We start from the raw sequence: 21,449 nt of genomic DNA, 5'->3' as shown, positions 1-21,449 counted from the left end.
CCTTTTCACGTACCCGATGGGTCAGGCCGGAGGCAGGACGAACGTCCACGTGGTGGTGGTCGTGCTGGCCGCGGCGCCGGTGGCGGTGAGCCCGCCGTAGCTGCCGGTCGGCACGCTGCTCGCCGAGTCGGCGAGCAGGCCGGTCACCCGGCCGCCGCCGGTCTGCGAGGTGTTGCTGCGCACCGCCACGCCGGACGGCGGGGCGAGCGCGGTGGAGGTGCTGTCGCCGTGCAGCCAGTACGACACGGCCCAGCTCTGCGCGGCGGTCACCGGCGCGGACGGGGTGATCCGGGCGGCGCTGCTCGCCGGGTCGGTGGCCCTGGCGAAGACCGGCGCGACCGGCGCCACTCCCCGGTACGCGGCCAGCACCAGGTTGCCCTTCGCCTGACTGTCCAGTGTCACCCGGACCGCCGTGCCGGCGTCACCCGCGCTCGCGGTCTTCGACCAGACGGTGGTGGTGGCGAAGCCGCCGTCGACGCGGTCGAGCCTGGTCCAGCCGGTCACCCCGGTCGGCTCACCGGTGCCGGTGTGCGTGTTCTGGCTGAGCAGGAGCAGCAGCGTGTCACCGGGCTGCACGCCCGCCGGAACGGTGACGGTGTGGCTGGTCCAGTTGGCGTTCGCGGTGGCCTGGCCGACGAACGAGATCCGCTCCGGTACGGGCGCGACGGTCACGTCGACAGTCGCGGTGCCGGTGGCGCCCCGGTCGTCGGTGACGGTGAGCGTGACCGGGTAGGTGCCGGCCGCCGCGTACGTGTGCGACGTGGTCGGTACGGAGGCCGTGCCGGTGGTGTCCCCGTCGCCGAAGGTCCAGCTGTGGTCCTGGATCGCGCCGTCGGCGTCGGTGGAGGCCGCGCCGGAGAACGTGCACACCAGTCCGGAGCAGGTGGGCGTCACCGCTGCCACCGGCGCCTGGTTGGCCGGACCGCCCGATCCCTTCAGGATCTTCACGTAGTCGATGTCGCCGGCGAAGTAGTCGCAGGTGACCTTCGTACCGTCGCACTGGCTCTTGCCGCCGGCGGACAGCGGCCACGTGTTGGCGATGGTGCCGGTCGGCCCGTTGAGGCGGCTGGTCCGCACGCCGTCGACGTACATCTCCACGTACGCCGAGGTGCGGTTGCACGTGACCGTGTGCCACTGGCCGTCGGAGATCGGCACGTCCGTGTAGCCGGTACGGGAGGCGCCGTCCGCGCCCCGGAACAGGCACTTCGGCTTGCCGTTCGGGGCCTCGAACTTCCAGTAGCCGCCGGCCGTGTTGCCCTGTCCCTTCTGGAGGATGTTCCCGAAGGAGTACGTGGTCCGGTAGCGGATGGTCACCGAGAAGTCCCCGGCGTCCGGGTTGAAGTCGGTGCTGTGCGGCACCAGGTCGACGTGACCCGGGACGTACTCCTTGTCGGTGGGCAGGTGGGTGGCGAAGCGGTGGCCGGTCGCCCCGGCGTAGAGCGCACCGGTGACCACCTCGCCGCCGATCGTGCCGTGGCGGCCGTTGCCGCTGTAGTCGGTCAGCACCGTCGAGGACGCCGGCTCGTCCATGCTGAAGAACGCCACCGTCCGCGTCGCGGTGGCCTGCGCGGACACGGCCGGGACCGTCACCCCGGCCGCCGCGACGACAGTCGCCACCCCTAACCGGGCGGCCCTTCGCCGCCACCGTCCCCGCTCGATCGTGTGCATGTGACCGCCTCCCTGCGTATCGGGCATCACAGTGACACGCGTGGTGGCGGCGGCTGAATAACCCGCACGGTGGAGCCGGGTGACCGATGTGGCCGGTACGAACCGCCCGGTGGGATACGCCCGCCGATCGACCGGCGGCACCGGCGGGCGGGGAGGGTGACTCTCGGTGGGCGATACTGGGTTTGAACCAGTGACCTCTTCCGTGTCAAGGAAGCGCGCTCCCACTGCGCCAATCGCCCGGGCAATCGCGAGCGGACGACGGGATTCGAACCCGCGACCCTCACCTTGGCAAGGTGATGCGCTACCAGCTGCGCTACGTCCGCGTGCCGCCGGTTCGCGCCGGCGACGGGGTGAACTCTACCCGATGCCAAGATCGCCGTGCGGCGGACCCCCGCCGCGCCCGGTGGGCGTGTGGTTGCGCTGTTCACCGCCGGGGTATTGAGGCCGGTGACAGCACAACCATCCCCCGAAGGAGGCTGTCGTGGGTATCGGTACGAGCATTTTCCTGATCGCGGTCGGCGCGATCCTCACGTTCGCGCTCAACGCCAGCGTCGGCGGGGTCGACCTCGACGTCGTCGGCTGGATCCTGATGGCGGCCGGTGTGCTCGGCCTCATCATGACGACGCTGGTCTGGAGCCGCCGTCGCCAGGTGGTCACCACCGACGCCGAGCAGCCGGTGGAGTACCGCCGGGTCGAGGAACGCCGGGACGTCGCCCCGCCGATGTGACGGTGACCGGGGCCGACGGAGCTGATCGGTCCCGGACAGGGCCGGCCGGATCACCAGATCCGCCGGCCCGTTCTGCTGTGGCCGCTCGCCGGCGGTGGCGGTGCGCGCGCCGGTGGCGGTGCGCGCGCCGTCCGGTTCAGCTCCGCATCAGCTCGTTCAGCGCGTCGAAGTCGAGCCCGCCGGTGAGTGCGCCGTACGTCCCGGCGCCGAGCACCTCCGCCGCCGCCCGCTGGGCCACCGCGTAGGCGGCCTCGGCCACCGCCGGCCCGATGCTCACCCGGGCCACGCCGAGCCGGGCCAGCTCGGCGATCGGCGGCGCGCCCGGCCCGGCCAGCACGTTCAGCGGCGCCGGGATCGCCGCCGCCAGCGCGGCCACCGTCTCCGGTTCCACGGTTCCGGGTACGAAGATCCCGTCCGCGCCGGCCGCCAGGTACGCCTCGGCGCGCGCGACCGTCTCCGGCACGCCACCGGACCCGCGCAGAAAGGTGTCCACCCGCGCGTTGACGTACAGCGGGATGCCGGCGCGGTCGGCGGCAGCCCGGACCGCGGCGAGCCGGGCGACCTGCTCGCCGACCGGGCGCAGTGGTCCCCCGCCGTCGTGCCGGGAGTCCTCCACGTTGACGCCGACGGCCCCGGCGGCGAGCACTGCGGTGATCGTCTCGGCGACCTCGGCGGGGCTGTCGCCGTACCCGGATTCGATGTCGGCGGTGACCGGCACGCGGACCGCGCCGGCCACCCGGCGGATCACGTCGACGGCGGTGTCCCGGGCCAGCGCGTCGCCGTCCGGGGCGCCGCGGCTCCACGCCACCCCGGCGCTCGTGGTCGCGACCGCCCGGGCACCGGCCGCGGCGACGATCCGGGCGCTCAGCGCGTCCCAGGCGTTGACCAGGATCAGTGGCTCACCGGGCAGGTGCAGGGCACGGAACTGCCGGGCTCGGGTCTGCTGATCGTCCACCGGGCCAGTCTGGGTGGGGTCGTCCGGCCGCGGCAATGGCCAGCGGCGCGGCACTGGACTGGTCGACGACGACGAGAAAGGCCGTGTCGAATGATCGACACGGCCTTTCCGCTGGTGGGCGATACTGGGTTTGAACCAGTGACCTCTTCCGTGTCAAGGAAGCGCGCTCCCACTGCGCCAATCGCCCTCGTCTAATGCCGAGGTGGAGACGGGATTTGAACCCGTGTACACGGCTTTGCAGGCCGTTGCCTCGCCTCTCGGCCACTCCACCGAGGTTGCCCCCGAACTGCGTGGCGGCATCTCCGAGCGGACGACGGGATTCGAACCCGCGACCCTCACCTTGGCAAGGTGATGCGCTACCAGCTGCGCTACGTCCGCACGTCCCCGGTGTTATCCGGTGACGGATGAGAACTTTAGCCGAGCCCGGGAACGGTTGCCAAATCGGGGGCCCTTCCGGCGCGTCCGGATGTCGCCGGAGCCGCACCCCGCAGGCTTCCTAGGAGGCTGGGTGGATGCCGTCGAAGGCCCGCAGGCAGGGCCGCGACCTGCGGAATCCGCTCGGCGAGCCGAGTGTCCGGCATCCGACTGTCCCACCGCCGACCGGCCGCTTCGGTAACTCCCTGTGGTCATACGGATGGGTTACCGTAACGCCGTGACGAGACGAGCCGCCGAGATCCGCCTGGACGCGCTGCTGCGCACGGCCTGCGAGGTGATCGCGGAACGAGGGCTCGCCAACACCCGCACCGCGGACGTGGCCGAGGCCGCCGGCGTCAGCCAGGCGCTCGTCTTCTACCACTTCGCGACGAAGGACCGGCTGCTCGCGCAGGCCTTCGCGTACGCGGTCGAGCAGGATCTCGCCCGCCTCGACGCGGTGCTGCGCTCCTCCTCCCCGCCGCTGGCGAAGATGCGGCGGATGCTGCGCCTCTACACGCCGACCGGCCGGGCCACCTCCTGGTCGATGTGGATCGACGGCTGGGCGGAGTCGCTGCGTACGCCCGAGTTGGAGAAGCTCTCCCGCCGCCTCGACCTGCGGTGGCGGCAGGACCTGGCCGCGGTGATCACCGCCGGGGTCGCCGAGGGTACGTTCGACTGCCCCGACCCGGCCGGCGCGGCCTGGCGGATCAGCGCGGTGATGGACGGACTGGCGGTCCAGATCGCGGTGCACGAGCGGGTGATCACCCGCCGGCAGATCGCCGAGTGGATCCGCCTGGTGGCCGCCCGGGAACTGGGCCTGGAACCCAGCCAGCTCGACTGACAGATCCCTCCGCTACGCCCGGGGCGAGCGTCAGTGCCAGCGCGGGCGAGGGCGTTCGAAGGGGGGCGGGAGTTCGGGGTCGACGGACGGGCGCAGCAGGCGGCGCATCCGCAGCAGCAGACCGGCACCCAGGAACAGCAGCAGCCCGCCGAGCAGGAACGCGGCCTGCACGATGCCGAATCCGCCGCTGTCGGCCACCGGCCGCCCGGCCACGCCACCCGGCGCGGGCGGCTCCACCACCGTGGCGTCGGCCGGCTCGTCAGTGGGTTCCTCGGCCGGCGGCTCGCCGGTCGGCGTCTCCGTGGGCTCCGCGCTGGTGGGTGCCGGCGTCGGCGCCTCCTCCCCCACCACCTCACGGGAGGCGGTGCGCCGGGCCAGCAGCTGCAACTGCGGGTCGTACGCCTCGGCGGCGAAACTCACCCGCCCGCGCCCGACGTCCTCGGCGAACGCGACCCGGTAGCGGGCGGTCACGGTACGGCCGGGGCAGAGCACACCCGGGTCGAGTTGCCGGTCGGTGAGCCGGGCGGTGTCTCCCTCGGTGCGGATCTCCAGCGGGAACGAGCCGCTGTCCTCCACCCGGTCCACCTTGAGCTGGTCCAGGCGCAGGCCCTGCACCCGCACCAGCATCGACCAGCGCACCTTGACACAGCCGCCCCCGTCGGAGCGGGACACCACGGCGGACAACGTCTCCACCCGGTTCCCGGCGGTGAACTCGTCCGGCAGACCGCTCAACTCGGTGGAGAAGGCCGCCGCCGCCCGCGCCGGCAGGGCTCCGCCGTACCCGGTCCCGGCCACGAAGGTCAGCACCAGTCCGATCCGCAGCGCGTGCCGCCACCCGCTCACCACGTCTCCTCGCTCTCGGTCGTGTCCACAGGCAACGCTAGGAGCGCGCCGGGCGGGCCGGTAGACGGGCGTGTTCGCATCCAACGCCACAACAGGGGGGCTGTTTCACCGACCGTGGTGAACCGGTCACGACCGCACCGCGACACGCCCGGGATGCGGGCCCGGGCACCCGATGGGACACAATTCTCCGGTGTCCGAGCTGTCCGCCGCGTTCGTCCGGCTGCACGCCCGCCTCGCCCCGGTGGCGTTCGTCCCCGAGGTGCGGCTGCACCAGGCCGACGAGCCGATCGGCCTGTGGGAGCTGACCGAGGGCGAGTTCCGCAGCGCCCAGCCGCCGCCGTTCTGGGCGTTCGCCTGGGCCGGTGGGCAGGGGTTGGCCCGCTACGTCACCGACCACCCGGAGCTGGTCGCCAGCGCCCGGGTGCTGGACCTGGCCTCCGGCTCCGGCCTGGTCGCCATCGCCGCCGCCCGCGCCGGCGCCGCCGCCGTCCGCGCGGTCGAGGTGGACGAGCGGGCCGTCGCGGCCGTCGTGCTCAACGCCGAGGCCAACGGGGTACGCGTCGACGCCGAACTCGGCGACATCCTCGACTCCGACGCCGGTGACGCCGAGGTGGTGCTGGCCGGGGACGTCTTCTACAGCGAGGCGATGGCCCGCCGGATGCTGCGTTTCCTGCTCCGGGCCGCCCGCACCGGCGCCCGGGTGCTGGTGGGCGACCCGGGCCGGGCGTTCCTGCCCCGCGAGCGGTTCCACGAGCTGGCCGCGTACGACGTGCCGGTGTCGGAGGCGCTGGAGAGCGTACGGGTGAAGCACACCACCGTCTGGGAGCTGGACCCGAACCCGCCCGGCGCCCGCCGCTAGCGTTACCGCGTGCTGTTCCGGGGCTGGGGGGAGTCCGTCGACGGACAGTGGCCCGACGCGGCCACGGTTGTCGACCACGTCGGCGTGCCGCACCTGGTGGTGACCCGGCACGCGCTCGTACGCCGGGTGCTCACCGATCCGGTGACGTTCCGGCCGGACAACGCGCTCGACGCGGTCACCCCGATCCCGGTGGCCGCGCTGCGGGTGCTCGCCGGGCACCGGTTCCGGCTGCCGCCGACGCTGGCGAACAACGGCGGCGCAAGCCACCCGGCGATCCGCGGCATCGTCGCCGAGGCGCTGCACCCGCACCGGGTGGACGCCCAGCGTCAGTGGCTGACCGGGCTGGTCCGGGAGCGGGTGGCCGGGCTGGCGGCAGAGCTGGACGCAGGCCGCCCGGTCGACCTGTACACGGGTCTCGCCGCCGACCTGCCGCTGCTGGTGCTGGCCCGGCTGGTGGAGCTGCCGGACGCCCCGGCCGGCGCGGTGAAGGACTTCGCCCGGGCCGCGCTGGAGCTGTTCTGGGCGCCGCTGGACGCCGACCGGCAGCTCGCGCTGGCCGCCGAGGTGGGCCGGTTCCACACCGTGCTGCGGGAGTTCGCCGCGACCGGGGGCGGGCTCGCCGCGCGGCTGCGCGAGGCCGGGCACTCCCCCGACGTGGTCGTCGGCGCGTTGTTCTTCCTGCTGGTCGCCGGGCAGGAGACCACCTCACAGTTCCTCACCCTGCTGCTGCACCGGCTGTCCGGCGAACCGACGGTACGGGCCGGGCTGCGCGCCGGAACGGTCGCCGTGGACGACGTGGTCGAGGAGGGGCTGCGGCTGGAGCCGCCGATCGTCACCTGGCGGCGCGTGGCGGCAGTCGACACCACGCTCGGCGAGGTGCCGGTGGCGGCGGGCACCAGCGTGGTGGCCTGGCTGGCCCGCGCCGGCCGCGATCCGGCAGTGGTGGACGCGCCGGGCGAGTTCCGCCCGGGGCAGCCCGGGTCGCGGCGGCACCTGGCGTTCGGCGCCGGACCGCACCGCTGCGTCGGCGCGCAACTGGCCCGGATGGAGGCCGCGGTGGTGGTCGCCGAGGCGGCAGCGCTGCTCGACGGTGTGACTGTGGTGCGACCGCCGTGGTGCCCGGACAACCTCACCTTCCGGATGCCGGACGCGTTCGTGGTCCGCCGCGCCTGAGCGCTGCGGGCGTTAAGAGGGGGCCCTTCCTCTACCGGAGGCGTTAACAAGGGGCCCTTCCTTACGAAAGTCAGGGTGGGTGGCTGCCGTTCGACGGCGGTGCGGCACCCGCGCCGGCCCATAGCGTCGCCGCATGATCACACTTCGTGCGTTGACGAAACGGTTCGGCGACGTGACAGCCGTCGACGACCTGACCGTCGAGATCCGTCCCGGGCAGGTCACCGGGTTCCTCGGCCCGAACGGCGCGGGCAAGTCCACCACCATGCGGATGGTGCTCGGCCTGGACCGGCCCACCGCCGGGCAGGCGCTGGTCAACGGGCGGGACTACCGCACGCTGCGGCACCCGCTGCACGAGGTGGGCGCGCTGCTCGACGCCACCGGCGTGCACCCGGCCCGCTCCGGCGTGGCGCACCTGCGGGCGATGGCGCGCAGCAACGGCGTACCGGCCCGGCGGGTGACCGAGGTGCTCGACCTGGTCGGCCTGGACGCCCGTGCCGCCGGCAAGCCGGGCCGAGCGCTGTCGCTGGGGATGGGTCAGCGGCTCGGCATCGCGGGCGCGCTGCTCGGCGACCCGCCGGTGCTGCTGCTCGACGAGCCGGTCAACGGGCTCGACCCGGACGGGGTGCGGTGGATCCGCGGGTTCACCCGCCGCCTCGCCGACGAGGGGCGCACCGTCCTGGTCTCCAGCCACCTGATGAGCGAGATGCAGCAGACCGCCGACCGGGTGGTGGTACTGGGGCGCGGCCGCCTGGTCGCGGACGCGCCGCTGGCCGAGCTGATCGCCGCCCGGCCCGCCGCGTCGGTCCGGGTACGCGGGCCGGAGCCGGCCGCGCTCGCCGCGCTCGGCGACCGGCTGGCCACCGAGGGCGCGACAGTCACCGCCGACGAGGGCGGGATGTCCGTCGCCGGCAGCACCGCCGGCCGGGTCGGCGACCTGGCACACGAGATGGGGGTACGCCTGCACGAGCTGACCCCCGTCGCGCCCTCCCTGGAGGAGGCGTTCCTGGAGCTGACCGCCGACAGCGTGGAGTACGCCGCCGGCCCGACCCGAGGTGGCACCCGATGACCGCTCAGTCCACGCTCGACCCGGCCCGGCGGACCGCCCGGCCTGCCCCGGCCGGGCACCCGCTCGCCGGGGCGGTGGCCGCCGAGTGGACCAAACTCTGGTCGGTCCGCTCCACCTGGTGGACGCTGCTCGCGGCGGTGCTGACCATGACGGCCACCAGCGCCCAGCTCGCCATCTACGCGCAGAACGCCAACACCGACGACGACCCGGCGAACAACCCGGGCGTGGTCGACGTCGGCGAGATCGTGGCCGGGTCGTTGGAGCTGACCCAGTACGTGGTGCTGGCGCTCGGCCTGTTCGCGATCACCAGCGAGTTCGCCACCGGCACGATCCGCACCACGCTGCGGTGCACCCCGTCGCGGGGCCGGGTGCTGGCGGCCAAGGCGATCGTGGTGGGCGTGGTGACGTTCGGTCTCGGCCTGCTGCTCGGCGTGGTCGGCGCGGCGGCGGCCCGTCCGGTGCTCGGCGAGTGGGGCCGCGCCCCGCTGGGCGGCACGGTGGCCGACGTGGTCGCGTGCGCGGCGTACCTGGCGCTCATCGGTGTGCTGGCGCTCGGCCTGGCGTCCGCGCTGCGCGGCGCGGTGCTGACCCTGACCGTGCTGTTCGCGCTGCTGATGATCGTGCCGCTGTCGTTGCGGGAGCCGGACATCACGGTGCTCACCCGGATCTCCGACGCGTTCCCCGGGGTGGCGGGCAACCACTTCCTGGCCGGGGACAGCGAGCCGTACCCGGCGGCGGCAGGGCTGCTGCTGCTCGCCGGCTGGACCGTCGCCGCGCTGGCGCTGGGCCGGTGGGCGCTGGCACGGCGCGACGCCTGAGGGAACGCGGGGCGGGGCTGGTCAGCCGGTGGGCGGGACCAGCCCCGCCTCGTACGCGAGGATCGCCGCCTGCACCCGGTTGCGCACGTCCAGCCGGGTGAAGATGCTGGTCAGGTAGCTCTTCACGGTGCCCTCGACCAGGTGCAGCCGGCGGCCGATCTCGGCGTTCGACAGTCCCGCGCCGACCAGCGCCAGCACGTCGCGCTCCCGGTCGGTGAGCCCGGCCAGCCGGTCCCGTGCGTACGGGCCGCGGGCCAGTCGTCCCCCGCTCAGCTCGATCACCCGGCGCGCCACCCGCGGCGACAGGTACGCCCCGCCGTCGGCCACCGCCCGCACCCCGGCCAGCAGTTCACGCGGGTCACCGGACTTGAGCAGGAACCCGGCCGCGCCGTGGCCGAGCGCGCGGGCGATCAGGTCGTCGTCGCCGAACGTGGTGAGCATGACCGCCGCCGTCTCCGGCACGAGCCGGCGGATCTGTGCGGCGGCGCTGAGCCCGTCGCAGCGGGGCATCCGGATGTCCAGCAGCGCCACCCGGGGGCGGTGCGCGCGGACCAGTTCCACAGCCGCGAGGCCGTCCTCGGCCTCGCCGACCACCTCGACGCCGGGGTCGGCGGCCAGGATCGCCCGGACCCCGGCCCGGACCAGCGCCTCGTCGTCGGCGAGTACCACCCGCAGTGGGCGGCCGTGGTCGTCGCTCACGATCCGATCCGCTCCTTGCTGGCCAGCCGCCCGCCGGCGAAGCAGAGCCGCCAGGTCGCCTGGGCGAACGGGAAGTTGCCGTCGGTGTAGAACTCGCAGCCCGGCACCGCGCCGGTCGCGGGCGGGTCGGCCTGCCGTCGGGGCAGCCCGAGCGCGTCGCGCGGCTCACCCAGGCGCAGCCGTTCGTAGCCGGCCCGGTCGAGCACGGCGCCGGCCGTGGCGAGCGGGTAGTAGACCAGGGTCAGCATCAGCGCCAGTCCGGCGGGCGCGCCGAACGCGACGAGCAGGCTGCGCCGCAGCCGCCGGCGGGCCTCCCGCAGCCGCCGGGCCGCGTCCCCGTCCCGGCCGGGCACGCCGACGCGTCCGTCGTCGAGCGGATCGAACTCCGCGAGGTCGCCGTCACCGCGTCGCGCGACGGTCGCCCCGGAACCGTCAGCCGGGCCGATGACCGGCGCGCCGGCGTCGGCGTCCCCTGGCTCACCCCGCCGGGGTACGCCGGCACCGGCGAGCGGGACGCGGGCGGTGACCGCCCAGCCGCCGTCGCGAGGGCCGGCGTCCAGGGCGCCGCCGGCGAGGCGTACCCGCTCGCGCAGCGCCAGCAACCCGGAGCCGTGCGACGGCGGCCCGGGCAGCGGACCGGCCGGTGACGACGGGTTGACCACCGCGACGGTCACCGTGGCGGCGGCCCGCGTCACCTCCACCACCACCGGGGCGTCCGGGGCGTACCGGGCGGCGTTGGTGAGCGCCTCCCGGACCACCCGGTGCACGGCGTGCGCCACCAGCGGTGGCAGCTCGGCGGTGTCGGCACGCAGGTCGACAGTCATCCCGGCGTCGCGCGCGCCCTCGACCACGTCGGCGACCGTCTCCCCCGGCGGCCGCAGCGTGCGTTCCTCGCGCAGCACGCCGATCACGTCGTGCAGCCGTTCGGTGGCGGCGGCGACACTCGCCCGCAGCTCACCGGCCGCCGCCCGGTGGGCCGGGGACAGGTCCGGCGCCAGTTCCAGCGCGCCCGCCCGCAGCGCGATGAGGCTCAGGTCGTGGCCGAGCGAGTCGTGCATGTCCTGGGCGATGCGGGTCCGCTCGCGCAGGCGTACCCGCTCGACCTCGGCCCGGCGCTCGGCCTGCGCGTGCCGCAGCCCGGCGTCGGCGAGCGCGCGGTGCTGCCGCCGCAGCCGGCCCAGCAGCCAGGGGAACACCCCGGCGAACAGCAGCACCGAGGAGAGCAGGAACCAGGTGGACGGCTCGGTGCCGAGCAGCCCGAGGTTGAGCACCGAGCCGGTGACCGCGATGGCGGCGAAGACGGCGGCGGCCGGTGCGGCCCGGTCGCTGCGCCGCCCGGCGAGATAGCCGAAGACCGGGATGGCGAACACCACGTTGCCGTCGACGAGCGAGCCCGCCACCACCGCGAGCACCGCGACCAGCGGCCACCGGCGCCCGATCCACACCGCCACGCCGAGCAACGTCAGCGCGGCGGCCAGCGGCGGCAGCTCGTCCGCCCGCCACGGCGGGGTGAGCCGGCCGTACGCGACAGGCGCCGCGAGCACGGCCCAGAGCAGCAGGTCACCGGCCCGGCGTTGTCGTTCGCGGGGTTCCACGGCGGTCACGCTACCCACGCCCGGCCGGGGCGGGCACCGACGAAAGTCAGGTCTCCTCGGCCCAGGCCCGCCAGTCGTCGAGCACGCCGTACAGGGCGGGGGTGAGCCAGCCGGGCGCCGACCGGCGGAACACGCCCGGGTCCATCCCGCCCGCGCCGGCCGGCACCGCGCCGAGCAGGTTCGGCACCAGCTCGGACAGGTTGAGCCAGTGCACCAGCTCCGGGTCGGCCGGCCAGGCGCCGATCACCACGCCGGCCGGGACGGCCCGCCGCTCCAGCGCCTCCAGCGTGAGCGCGGTGTGGTTGAGCGTGCCGAGCCCGGCCCGCGCCACCACCACCGCCGGCGCGCCGAGCGACACCGCCAGGTCGGCCACCGTCCACGGCTCGCCGGACGGGCGCACCCCCATCGGTACGAGCAGCCCGCCCGCGCCCTCGACGAGCACCAGGTCGTGCTTGTCCGCCTCCTCGCGGACGGCGTCGACGGCGTGGTACAGCTCCAGTGGCGGCAGCTCCGCCACCCGCGCCGCGGCCAGCGGGGCCAGCGGATCGGGGTAGCTGGCGAGCGTCCGGCCGGTGAGGGGTGCGGCCAGCCGGGTCACCGAGTCGACGTCGCCGGGCTCGCCTGTCGCCGTACCCGTCTGGCCGGGCTTGACCACAGCGACCCGCAGGCCGGCCGCCTGCGCGGCGGCGGCGGCGACGGCGGCGGTCACCACTGTCTTGCCGACCTCGGTGTCGGTGCCGGTCACCAGCACCGGCCCGGTCCAGGCGTCGCCGAAGCTCATGGCGCACACTCCACGATCACGTCCAGGGCCCGGTCGAAGTCGGCCCGGTCCACGCCGGCGCTGACGGTGAGCCGCAGCCGGGACCGGCTGTCAGGTGTGGACGGGGGACGGAAGCAGCCGACCGCGACGCCGCGGTCCCGGCAGGCGGCGGCCCAGGCGGTCGCCTCCTGCGGGCCGGGCGCGGTCACCGAGATCACGGCGCCGTCCGGGGCGGACACGGACAGCCCGGCCCCGCCGAGGCGGCGCACCGCCGCCGCGACCCGGTCGGCCAGTTCGGCGCGCAGCGCGTCACCGCTGCGGGCCAGCCGCACCGCGGCGTGCACCCCGGCCACCACCGCGGGCGGCGGCGCGGTGTCGAAGATGAAGGTGCGGCCGGTCTCCACCAGGTGGCGGACGAACTCGGCCGGCCCGGCGACCACGCCGCCGGCCCCTCCGAGCGCCTTGGACAGCGTCGCGGTGACCACCACGTCGGGCGCGCCGGCCAGCCCGGCGGCGGCGACCCCGCCGGCTCCGGCCGGGCCGGTGACGCCGAGCGCGTGCGCGTCGTCGACGAGCAGCAGCGCGCCGTGGCGGCGGGCCACCGCGTGCAGCTCGGCGAGCGGGGCCAGGTCGCCGTCGACGGAGAACACCGACTCGGTCACCACCACCGCCGGGCGGCCCGGCGCGGCGGCCAGCGCCGCGGCCACCGCGGCCACGTCGGCATGCGGCGTCACGAGCGTCTCGGCGCCGGAGATCCGGCAGCCGTCGATCAGCGAGGCGTGGTTGTGGGCGTCGGAGACGAGCAGCGTACGCGGCTGGGTCAGTCCCCGGACGGCGGCGAGGTTGGCCAGGTAGCCGGAGGAGAACACGAGCGCCCGGTCGACGCCGAGCCAGCCGGCCAGGTCGTCCTCCAGCGCGTGGTGGGCGTCGGTGGACCCGCGCACCAGACGCGACCCGGTGGCGCCCAGCCCGTACGCGGACAGGGCCGCTGCCGCGGCGGCGGTGACCTCGGGGTGGGTGGCCAGCCCGAGGTAGTCGTTGCCGGCCAGGTCGACCACGGCGTCGTCGGCGGCCCGGGGGCGCAGCGTGCGGGTCAGCCCCGCCCGGGCCCGCAGCTCGGCGCGGCGGTCCAGGGCCGCCAGCCAGTCCGCCACCGTGTCGTCCCCTCCCGCCGACTCTCCCCGCCCCGCCGGGCGCTTCCGCGGGGCGAAGTTACCACCCGCGCCGAGGGCCCCGGCGTGGCGCGGTCCCGGCTCGCCGGAGGGCCGGCGGCGGCGGTTTCCCGCGCTCACGGTGGCCTGTTAGGTTACGAGCCATGCCAGAGATCCTCGACCAGGCCCGGGAGCGGGTGCTGGGCAACGGCGTCGGCCTCGACGAGGCCGGCATCCTCGCGGTGCTGAACCTTCCCGACGAGCACCTGCCCGCCGCGCTCCAGCTCGCCCACGAGGTCCGGATGCGCTGGTGCGGTCCGGAGGTCGAGGTCGAGGGCATCGTCTCGCTGAAGACCGGCGGCTGCCCGGAGGACTGCCACTTCTGCTCGCAGTCCGGCCTGTTCACCTCGCCGGTGCGCTCGGTCTGGCTGGACATCCCCGCGCTGGTCGAGGCCGCGAAGCAGACCGCCGCGACGGGGGCTACCGAGTTCTGCATCGTGGCCGCCGTGCGCGGCCCGGACGCCCGGCTGATGAAGCAAATGCGCGAGGGTGTGGCCGCCATCCGCGCCGCTGTCGACATCCAGGTCGCCGCCTCGCTCGGCATGCTCACCAAGGAGCAGGTCGACGAGCTGGTCGAGATGGGCGTGCACCGCTACAACCACAACCTGGAGACCTGCCGCTCCTACTTCCCGAACGTGGTCACCACGCACTCGTGGGAGGAGCGCTGGGAGACGCTGCGGATGGTCCGCGAGTCCGGCATGGAGGTCTGCTGCGGCGGCATCCTCGGCCTCGGCGAGACGGTCGAGCAGCGTGCCGAGTTCGCCGCCCAGCTGGCCGAGCTGGACCCGCACGAGGTTCCGCTGAACTTTCTCAACCCGCGCCCCGGCACGCCGCTCGGCGACCGCCCGGTGGTGGAGGGCAAGGACGCGCTGCGCGCCATCGCCGCGTTCCGGCTGGCCATGCCGCGCACCATCCTGCGGTACGCGGGCGGCCGCGAGCTCACCCTCGGTGACCTCGGCACCCGCGAGGGTCTGCTCGGCGGCATCAACGCGGTGATCGTCGGCAACTACCTGACCACGCTGGGCCGGCCCGCGACGGCCGACCTGAAGCTGCTGGAAGACCTGAAGATGCCGGTGAAGGCGCTCTCGGCGACCCTGTGAGGCAGCGGTGACCGAATCCTCCCCCGCCACGGCCCTCCCCGCCGCGCTCTGGTGCGACAGGTGCGGCGAGTCGGTGGCGGCCGGGCCGCACCCGGCGTGCGAGACGGCCCGTGCCTGGGAGCCGCCGCGCTGGTGCGCGTCCTGCCGGCGGCGGATGAAGGTGCAGGTCGTACCGGCCGGCTGGTCGGCGGTCTGCGTCGAGCACGGCGAGCGGCGGGGCTGAGGCGTGTTGCGGGGGCGGGCGGTGACGCTGCGGCCGGTGACCGACGCCGACGTGCCCGCGCTGGCCGCGATCCGGGCCACCCCCGAGGTGCGGCGCTGGTGGCGCGGCGGTGACGACCTGGCCGCGTCGGTGCGGGCCGACCTGGCCGACGACGAGCTGACGATCTACGCCGTCGAGCACGACGGCCGGCTGGTCGGCGCGATCCAGTGGTACGCCGAGACGGACCCGGACTACCGCCACGCCAGCCTGGACGTCTTCCTCGACCCGGCGGTACGCGGCTCGGGGCTGGGCGGCGACGCGATCCGTACCCTGGTCCGGCACCTGATCGACGAGTACGGCCACCACCGGTTCACGATCGACCCGGCGGCGGCGAACACGGCGGCGATCCGGGCGTACGCGAAGGTGGGGTTCCGCCCGGTGGGCATCATGCGCCGTTACGAGCGCGGGGCGGACGGGCGCTGGCACGACGCGCTGCTGATGGACCTGCTCGCCGACGATCTTTCCGGCTGAGCCGGACGGGCGTGCCCGGCACCGCGCGGGTGCCGGGCACGCTCTCGTCCAACGGTGTGGCGTCTAGCGCTGGAGGGTCAGCACACCCGGCCGCCACGGCAGCAGGTTGTAGTCGCCTCCCGCACCGGGGTTCTTGCCCTGGTACAGGAACTGGAGGTTGCAGGCGTCGACGGTCTTGGTCTGTTCGGGGTTGGTGCGGACCAGGTCACCGTGGCTGATGTCGTTGGTCCACGTCGCGCCGCTGTTGGCCTTGCCGGCGAACGGGTTGCTCTCGCTGGTGGCCTGCGGGGTCCACGAGCCGTTCAGGCTGGTGGACGTGAAGGACCGGAAGTAGCGTCCCTGGCTCCCGATCGCCTCGACGATCATGAGGTACTGGTTCTGGCCCTGCACCTTGTAGACCTCGACACCCTCGAACAGGTTCTCTCTCGTGTCGGTCATGATCGTCGTGTAGCTCGAGCCGAAGCTGCCCGGGAAGTTTCCGAGCGGCATGCTGGACCGGTAGATCTTGCCGTTGTCACCGGCGAAGAACAGGTACATGTTCTGGTCGTCGCCGATCAGCGTCTGGTCGATGACGCCGTACGGGGCGTCGGGCAAGGTGGCGGTGGACAGCGTCTGCGCCGAGGACCAGCCGTTGGCGTTCGTCGGGTCGCTCGACGTCTTGTAGCTGAACGAGGTCGGTCCCCACTGGTACGCCAGCACCCAGATGTTCTTCGGGGCGAAGTACAGCAGTGTGGGCGCCACGGTGCCCTGGCTCATCCCGGTCTGGCCGGCCGAGGCCATGTCGGACCAGTTGGTGAACAGGCTGAAGTTCATCGAGCCGTACTGGCCGCTGCTGTTGACGTTCGACCCGTAGACCAGGTGCTTGCCGTTGTAGACCACGTTCGTGAAGTCCTTGAGCGAGACCCAGCCGTTCTGCGGGTTGGCCAGCGCGCCGGTCGACGACCACCGGTAGGTCGACGGGAGCGCACAGCCGCCCGGCGGCGGCGTCGTGGTCGGCGGCGGCGTGGTCGGGGGCGTGGTGCCACCGAAGTTGGTCCGCCACTGCTGGTTGGTCTGTCCGTGGCAGTCGTACAACTGGACCTGCTGGCCGTTGCCGGTGCCCCAGACGTCGAGGCAGCGGCCGGACTGGACTCCGCTGATGGTGCCGTTGGAGTTGATGTTCCACTGCTGGTTCGACTGGCCGTTGCAGTCCCAGATGATGATTCCGGTGCCGTTGCCGGTGGCCGCGCCGTTCGCGTCCAGGCACTTGGTGCCGTAGACCATCAACTGCTTGTTCGAGGTGTACGTCCACTGCTGGTTCGACTGGCCGTGGCAGTCCCAGAGCTGGACGCGGGTGCCGTTGCTCTGCGTGGCGTTCGGTACGTCGATGCACCGGCCCGACTGCACCCCGACGATCCGTCCGGCGCCACCGCTCGGCGGCGGTCCCGTGGTCGGGGTCGTGGTCGGCCCGGAGGTCGGGGCGGCCGCGTTGAGGGTGTTGAGGACGGAGTTGTACGCGGCCTTCTTGTTGCCGCCGCCGTCGAACAGCAGCGGGTTCTCGTTCGAGCGCCACGAGTCGCTGTCGCGCACACCCCACACCGTGATGCCGATACAGCGCGGCACGTTCATGCACGCCTGCGTCAGCCCCGCGTACTGGCTGGTCGAGGAGTTCGTGACGTCGACCTCGGTCAGCGCCACGTCCACACCCAGGGCGGCGAAGTTCTGCAGCGTGGTCTGGAAGTTGCCCGGCAGCGAACTGCCGCCGGTGAAGTGGGTCTGCAACCCCACACAGTCGATCGGCACACCACGGGACTTGAAGTCCCGGATCATGTTGTACACACCCTGCGTCTTGCCGTACGACCAGTTCTCGATGTTGTAGTCGTTGTAGCAGAGCTTCGTCGACGGGTCGGCCGCCCGCGCGGTCCGGAACGCCACCTCGATCCAGTCGTTACCCGTGCCCTGCAGATTCGACTGCCGACGGCTGCCGTCCTCGTTGAACGCCTCGTTCACCACATCCCACGCCACGAGCTTGCCCCGATAGTGGGCCATCACCCCGTTGATGTGGTCGATCATCGCCTGCCGCAGGCTGCTGCCGTTCAGGCTCTGCATCCAACCCGGCTGCTGCGCGTGCCACGCCAGCGTGTGGCCGCGGACCTGCAGGCCCCGCTGGGTCGCCCAGTTGTAGATCTGGTCACCGGAGGAGAAGTTGAACTGACCCCGCTGAGGCTGCAACGCGTCCGGCTTCATCTCGTTCTCAGCCGTGATCATGTTGAACTCACGCGCCGCGATCGTGCTGTACGTCGAATCACCCAGCCGGCTCGCCGCGATCGCGGTACCGAAGTAGCGACCCGACTGCGCGGCGGCCGCGCCCAGCGTGCTCGCGGCGGCGTTCGCCGACGGCATCATCACCGCGACGGCGGCCACCGTAACCGCGCTTATCGCACCGGCTAGCAGCGCCCGGACGGCTGGTGATCGCCGCCGCCGGCTCCCGCCGCGATGAACGGATGGGCTCATGGCCATCTCGGCCTCCTTACTGGCCGACACCCAGGCCGCCGGGGCGAGGACGACTGGACGTCTCGATTGGGATATCTAGCTCAATCGATGCTTCCAGCGGGCGGCGGCGAGGACAACGGTGTTTCGGAAACGTTTCGGAAAAGGTTGTGCCGGGCCTGGCGTGGTGGCAGGGCCGGCGCCGGGTGCGGCACCGGCCCTGCCACGTCGACGGTCAGGAGACCGTGCAGGCGGAGCCGTTCAGCGTGAAGGCGGTGGGCTTCGGGTTGGCGCCGGTGTGGGTGCCGTTGAAGCCGAAGCTCGTGGACGCCCCCGGCGCCAGCGTCCCGTTGTAGGACAGGTTCGACGCGGTCACCGCCGGGCCGGTCTGGGTCAGGTTCGCCGACCAGGCCTGCCCGGCCTTCTGGCCGCTGCTGCCGAACGTGAACGCGAGCGTCCAGCCGTTGATCGCCGTGGTGCCGGTGTTGGTGATCGTGATGTTCGCGGTGAACCCGGTGTCCCAGGTGTTCGCCGTCCAGGTCACCGCGCAGCCGCCGCCCGTGGGCGGGGCCGTGGTGGTCACCGTGACGCCGGGCGACGCCGGCGAGACGTTGCCGGCCGCGTCCACCGCCACCACCGTGAAGGTGTACGCGGTGGAGGCGGTCAGCCCGGTCACCGCCAGCGTGGTGCCGGTGGCCGAGCCGACCAGGACGTTCCCACCCCGGTAGACCCGGTACCCGGTCACGCCCACCGCGTCGGTGGACGGGCCCCAGGTCAGGGTCAGGCCGGTCGGGCCGACCGCCGAGGCGGTGGGCGTGCCCGGTGCGGTCGGCGCTGTGGTGTCCGGCGCCGGGGCGGCCGGCGTCATGACGCTGACCGCAGCCGACGCCGCGGACCGGTTGCCGGCGCCGTCGAGCGCCCGCACGGTGAACTGGTACGTCCGCTCCGGCGTCAGCCCGGTCACGGCCAGCGTGGTGCCGGCCGAGACGGTGACGACCGGGTCGGCGCCGGCCGAGGTACGGGTCACCTCGTAGCCGGCCAGGCCGCTGCCGCCGGTGTCCGTGGAGGCGGCCCAGGTCAGCGTGAGCCCGCTCGACGTGACGGCGGAAGCGACCGGGGTGCCGGGCACCGTCGGCGCGGTGGTGTCCGGGGTGGCCGGTCCGGGCTCCTCGCCCCAGACGCGCACGCCGCCGGAGTAGAGCGGCACCTTCCGGTTCGGCCCGGCGGTGGCCTGGTAGGACGGGTCGTTCGCCGGATCCCAGGTGCCGCCCTCCGGCACCCCGATCTTGAACTGGACCTCCATCCGGTGCTGCGACTGGCCGGCGGGCGCGATGGTGTAGCCGGTGCAGTCGACCTCGACGTACCAGATGTCGCCGGAGAACTGCTTCGCGGTCGACGGGGACGGGCAGCCCTGGGTGTAGCCGGGCGTGACGGTGACCGGGCCGGTGCCGTCGGGCCGGAAGAAGTACCGGAACTTACCGGTGGTCAGCGCCCGGGCCGGGAACGCCGACTTGTTGTAGATGACCGCCTTGAGCCCGGTGGCGCGCGGCTCGGCCTGCATCACAGTGGTCTCCACCGTCAGCTCGTCCAGGTCGGGCGTCTCGGCGACCGGGAAGCCGGCGAGCGGGCTGCCGCCGTACTCGTTCGTCAGCCGGGCCAGCGCGGAGGTGAAGCCGGCGTTGTAGTCGGTGGCCACCTCGTTCATCACGTAGTCCGACCGGCTGTCGGTGTACGCGTCGTTGGCCGCCGACGGGCCGCCGACCAGCGCGCCGTAGAGCACGTGCCGGGTCTCGGCGGGTACGGTCTGGCTGTCCCACCAGGAGCCGTGTGCGGTGCGGTGGTGCGGGTTGCGCGGCGAGTTGGCGCCGAAGCCGATCTGGTAGCTGGAGTTGCGCGGGTTGTCGCCCAGCGCGTAGTTGATCTGCCGGACGGCGAAGTCGTGGTAACGCGCCTTACGCGTGGTGTCCGTGGTCTTGTCGCTGTAGACGAGCGCGGCGAACGCGGTGTTGGAGGCGTACCGCAGCGCGCCCCAGGAGTCGAGCACCGCCATCCCGCCGGGCGAGTACGGCACCCGCTGCCCGTTGACGCCCACCGTCCAGTAGTCCAGCCACCGGTTGGCGTCGTCGACGTACTTCTGCTTTCCGGTCAGGTTGGCCAGCAGCACGTACGCGCCGAACTGCTTGTTGTCCCAGGCGATGGTCCACTTGTAGGAGCGGGTGGTGGACTGCGGCTCGGTGCCGAGCCGGTCGTACTCGCTCTCGGCCTTGGCCAGGTAGGCGGCGTCGCCGGTGGCCCGGTACAGCCAGATCGCGCCCCAGACCAGTTCGTCCTGGTAGCCGCTCCACGACCGGTAGAAGCTCGTCGCGTCGGTGATGCACTCGTGGTAGTTCTTCCGCACGGTGTCGGCGAACGTGTAGAGCTGCTTGGCGTGCCCGAGCAGCTTGTCCGCGTAGGCCGCGTCGGTGGACCGGAACACCATCGAGGAGGCGGCCATCGCGGCCGCCGTCTCCCCCGCCAGGTCCGCGCCGCCACAGCTCGCGTCGATCTTGTACGCGGGCCGCGCCATCGGCATCACCTCGGCCGGACCCCACCACTTGTGGTCGTCGTCGCCCTTGCCGACCTGCCCGTAGAGGACGTTCGGGGCCGGGTGCGCCTTGACGAAGTAGTCGTTGACGAAGCGCAGGTTGTTCAGCAGGTGGGTGAGCTGGCCGGAGGCGGCGTACCCGTCGCGGTACTCGACCGCGCCCCACGCCAGCATGGTGGCGCTGAACGCCATCGGGAAGCCGAACTTCACGTGGTCGCCGGCGTCGTACCAGCCGCCGGTGAGGTCGACGCCGACGTCGGCGCCGTCGGTGAGCGCCGAGTCGCCGCGCCAGGAGACCCGGTTCCAGGAGGGCTTTCGACCCGACTGCTGCGCCTCGTAGAAGAACAGCGACTTCTGCAACGCCTCCGCGTAGTTGAACGCGGGTGCGGCCGGTGCGGCGGAGACGGATGCGGGTGGCGGGGCGGCGACGGCCGCGGCCAGGCCGACGGCCAGCGCGGCGCCGGTGGCGAACAGCCGGCGGAGCCGGGACCGGCCTCCGGGCGGCGGGATCGGACGGGGCATGGCGAGCTCCTGTGGCTGGCGCCGGGCGGCAGCCGGAGCGGGGACGGGGTTCGGGCTCCGGCTGCCGCATGGCGGTGGTGGTGGGGTGTCCGCAGGAGGCGCGGGAGCGCTCCCATGGACAACCGACAATGTAATGCGCCGTTCACCGCAGCGGAAGACCGCGCCGGTCCGGGACACCGGGGCGTACTCACGGGTAACCATCGGGAGCTGGATCACACTATCGAAGTAGACCGATATATGAACCGTTCTGGCCCAGCTCAACGACCTCGTCGCGGTCGTGGACGCGCCTTCGAGGGCGTCGGCGACGGCTCGGCCGTCCTGGCATACGAACGTACTGTTGCCCGGCCGTTCGGCCCCGCGGGACAGTACGCCTCACCTGCGGTGTCATCGATGCCGCCGCTCCCCGGACGAC

The 21,449-nt window shown here is 73.4% G+C and carries 18 protein-coding genes and 5 tRNA genes; 9 read left to right on the top strand and 14 right to left on the bottom strand.

Annotated elements, in window-relative coordinates; translation table 11 throughout:
* Nucleotides 1-21: 21 nt before the first annotated feature.
* The 3 genes from KSK32_RS21075 to KSK32_RS21065 form a co-directional block, all read right to left on the bottom strand.
* Nucleotides 22-1,668 (bottom strand): PKD domain-containing protein, encoded by a 1,647-nt coding sequence (locus KSK32_RS21075; protein ID WP_216932747.1) that lies wholly within the window; start codon nucleotides 1,666-1,668, stop codon nucleotides 22-24.
* Nucleotides 1,669-1,835: 167 nt separating this feature from the next.
* A tRNA-Val gene (locus KSK32_RS21070) sits at nucleotides 1,836-1,907 on the bottom strand.
* An 11-nt stretch (nucleotides 1,908-1,918) separates the two neighbouring features.
* A tRNA-Gly gene (locus KSK32_RS21065) sits at nucleotides 1,919-1,991 on the bottom strand.
* A 158-nt stretch (nucleotides 1,992-2,149) separates the two neighbouring features.
* Between KSK32_RS21065 and KSK32_RS21060 the strand changes: the two genes are divergently transcribed.
* The gene (locus tag KSK32_RS21060; RefSeq protein WP_216932746.1) at nucleotides 2,150-2,395 is read left to right on the top strand and encodes a DUF6458 family protein; all 246 of its coding nucleotides are present in this window, start codon (nucleotides 2,150-2,152) and stop codon (nucleotides 2,393-2,395) included.
* A 136-nt stretch (nucleotides 2,396-2,531) separates the two neighbouring features.
* On the opposite strand, the gene KSK32_RS21055 is transcribed toward KSK32_RS21060, so the two are convergent.
* The 4 genes from KSK32_RS21055 to KSK32_RS21040 form a co-directional block, all read right to left on the bottom strand.
* Nucleotides 2,532-3,350, bottom strand: a complete 819-nt coding sequence (locus tag KSK32_RS21055) for an isocitrate lyase/phosphoenolpyruvate mutase family protein (protein WP_216932745.1) — start codon at nucleotides 3,348-3,350, stop codon at nucleotides 2,532-2,534.
* A gap of 112 nt (nucleotides 3,351-3,462) precedes the next feature.
* Nucleotides 3,463-3,537 (bottom strand) — tRNA-Val (locus tag KSK32_RS21050).
* 13 nt (nucleotides 3,538-3,550) lie between these two features.
* Nucleotides 3,551-3,621 (bottom strand) — tRNA-Cys (locus KSK32_RS21045).
* A 34-nt stretch (nucleotides 3,622-3,655) separates the two neighbouring features.
* Nucleotides 3,656-3,728: transfer RNA gene (locus tag KSK32_RS21040), tRNA-Gly, on the bottom strand.
* A 274-nt stretch (nucleotides 3,729-4,002) separates the two neighbouring features.
* Here KSK32_RS21040 and KSK32_RS21035 point away from each other — a divergent pair.
* A complete protein-coding gene (locus tag KSK32_RS21035; RefSeq protein WP_216932744.1) occupies nucleotides 4,003-4,605 on the top strand; it encodes a TetR/AcrR family transcriptional regulator in 603 nt (200 codons plus the stop codon).
* Between the two features lie 30 nt (nucleotides 4,606-4,635).
* On the opposite strand, the gene KSK32_RS21030 is transcribed toward KSK32_RS21035, so the two are convergent.
* The gene (locus tag KSK32_RS21030; protein WP_216932743.1) at nucleotides 4,636-5,448 is read right to left on the bottom strand and encodes a hypothetical protein; all 813 of its coding nucleotides are present in this window, start codon (nucleotides 5,446-5,448) and stop codon (nucleotides 4,636-4,638) included.
* A gap of 190 nt (nucleotides 5,449-5,638) precedes the next feature.
* On the opposite strand from KSK32_RS21030, the gene KSK32_RS21025 reads away from it, so the two are divergent.
* From KSK32_RS21025 to KSK32_RS21010, 4 genes are all read left to right on the top strand, one after another.
* The gene (locus KSK32_RS21025; protein ID WP_216932742.1) at nucleotides 5,639-6,307 is read left to right on the top strand and encodes a methyltransferase; all 669 of its coding nucleotides are present in this window, start codon (nucleotides 5,639-5,641) and stop codon (nucleotides 6,305-6,307) included.
* A gap of 9 nt (nucleotides 6,308-6,316) precedes the next feature.
* Nucleotides 6,317-7,480: a cytochrome P450 gene (locus tag KSK32_RS21020; protein ID WP_216932741.1), complete on the top strand. Its 1,164-nt coding sequence runs from the start codon at nucleotides 6,317-6,319 to the stop codon at nucleotides 7,478-7,480.
* Between the two features lie 133 nt (nucleotides 7,481-7,613).
* The gene (locus KSK32_RS21015) at nucleotides 7,614-8,546 is read left to right on the top strand and encodes an ABC transporter ATP-binding protein (protein WP_216932740.1); all 933 of its coding nucleotides are present in this window, start codon (nucleotides 7,614-7,616) and stop codon (nucleotides 8,544-8,546) included.
* The gene (locus KSK32_RS21010) at nucleotides 8,543-9,364 is read left to right on the top strand and encodes an ABC transporter permease (RefSeq protein WP_216932739.1); all 822 of its coding nucleotides are present in this window, start codon (nucleotides 8,543-8,545) and stop codon (nucleotides 9,362-9,364) included. Before KSK32_RS21015 ends, KSK32_RS21010 begins: the two co-directional genes overlap by 4 nt.
* 21 nt (nucleotides 9,365-9,385) lie before the next feature.
* On the opposite strand, the gene KSK32_RS21005 is transcribed toward KSK32_RS21010, so the two are convergent.
* From KSK32_RS21005 to KSK32_RS20990, 4 genes are read right to left on the bottom strand one after another with little or no spacing between them, the layout of a single operon-like run.
* Complete coding sequence (locus KSK32_RS21005; RefSeq protein WP_289256349.1) at nucleotides 9,386-10,063, bottom strand: response regulator transcription factor; 678 nt, start codon at nucleotides 10,061-10,063, stop codon at nucleotides 9,386-9,388.
* Complete coding sequence (locus tag KSK32_RS21000; RefSeq protein ID WP_289256348.1) at nucleotides 10,060-11,658, bottom strand: sensor histidine kinase; 1,599 nt, start codon at nucleotides 11,656-11,658, stop codon at nucleotides 10,060-10,062. Before KSK32_RS21000 ends, KSK32_RS21005 begins: the two co-directional genes overlap by 4 nt.
* 46 nt (nucleotides 11,659-11,704) lie before the next feature.
* Nucleotides 11,705-12,439: a dethiobiotin synthase gene (bioD, locus tag KSK32_RS20995; protein ID WP_216932737.1), complete on the bottom strand. Its 735-nt coding sequence runs from the start codon at nucleotides 12,437-12,439 to the stop codon at nucleotides 11,705-11,707.
* Entirely contained in the window at nucleotides 12,436-13,572 is a 1,137-nt protein-coding gene (locus KSK32_RS20990; RefSeq protein WP_216932736.1) for an 8-amino-7-oxononanoate synthase, read from the bottom strand. Before KSK32_RS20990 ends, bioD begins: the two co-directional genes overlap by 4 nt.
* Nucleotides 13,573-13,733: 161 nt before the next feature.
* Here KSK32_RS20990 and bioB point away from each other — a divergent pair, with 161 nt between their 5' ends.
* From bioB to KSK32_RS20975, 3 genes are read left to right on the top strand one after another with little or no spacing between them, the layout of a single operon-like run.
* Nucleotides 13,734-14,729 carry a biotin synthase BioB gene (gene bioB / locus KSK32_RS20985; RefSeq protein WP_216932735.1) on the top strand — a complete coding sequence of 332 codons (996 nt, stop codon included), beginning with the start codon at nucleotides 13,734-13,736 and terminating at the stop codon, nucleotides 14,727-14,729.
* Nucleotides 14,730-14,736: 7 nt separating this feature from the next.
* Nucleotides 14,737-14,952, top strand: coding sequence for a hypothetical protein (locus KSK32_RS20980; protein WP_216932734.1), 216 nt, complete (start codon nucleotides 14,737-14,739; stop codon nucleotides 14,950-14,952).
* A gap of 3 nt (nucleotides 14,953-14,955) precedes the next feature.
* Nucleotides 14,956-15,462: a GNAT family N-acetyltransferase gene (locus tag KSK32_RS20975; RefSeq protein WP_216932733.1), complete on the top strand. Its 507-nt coding sequence runs from the start codon at nucleotides 14,956-14,958 to the stop codon at nucleotides 15,460-15,462.
* A gap of 63 nt (nucleotides 15,463-15,525) precedes the next feature.
* Here KSK32_RS20975 and KSK32_RS20970 read toward each other — a convergent pair whose 3' ends face one another.
* Nucleotides 15,526-17,961 (bottom strand): non-reducing end alpha-L-arabinofuranosidase family hydrolase, encoded by a 2,436-nt coding sequence (locus tag KSK32_RS20970; protein WP_216932732.1) that lies wholly within the window; start codon nucleotides 17,959-17,961, stop codon nucleotides 15,526-15,528.
* A gap of 205 nt (nucleotides 17,962-18,166) precedes the next feature.
* Nucleotides 18,167-21,037: a glycoside hydrolase family 9 protein gene (locus KSK32_RS20965; protein WP_216932731.1), complete on the bottom strand. Its 2,871-nt coding sequence runs from the start codon at nucleotides 21,035-21,037 to the stop codon at nucleotides 18,167-18,169.
* Between the last annotated feature and the right edge of the window lie 412 nt (nucleotides 21,038-21,449).

Origin of the sequence: Micromonospora sp. WMMB482 (assembly GCF_019038635.1) — a bacterium.
Classification (GTDB): domain Bacteria; phylum Actinomycetota; class Actinomycetes; order Mycobacteriales; family Micromonosporaceae; genus Micromonospora; species Micromonospora marina.
Note: the sequence above shows the minus strand (reverse complement) of the source record. Positions and strands in the feature narration are given on the sequence as shown.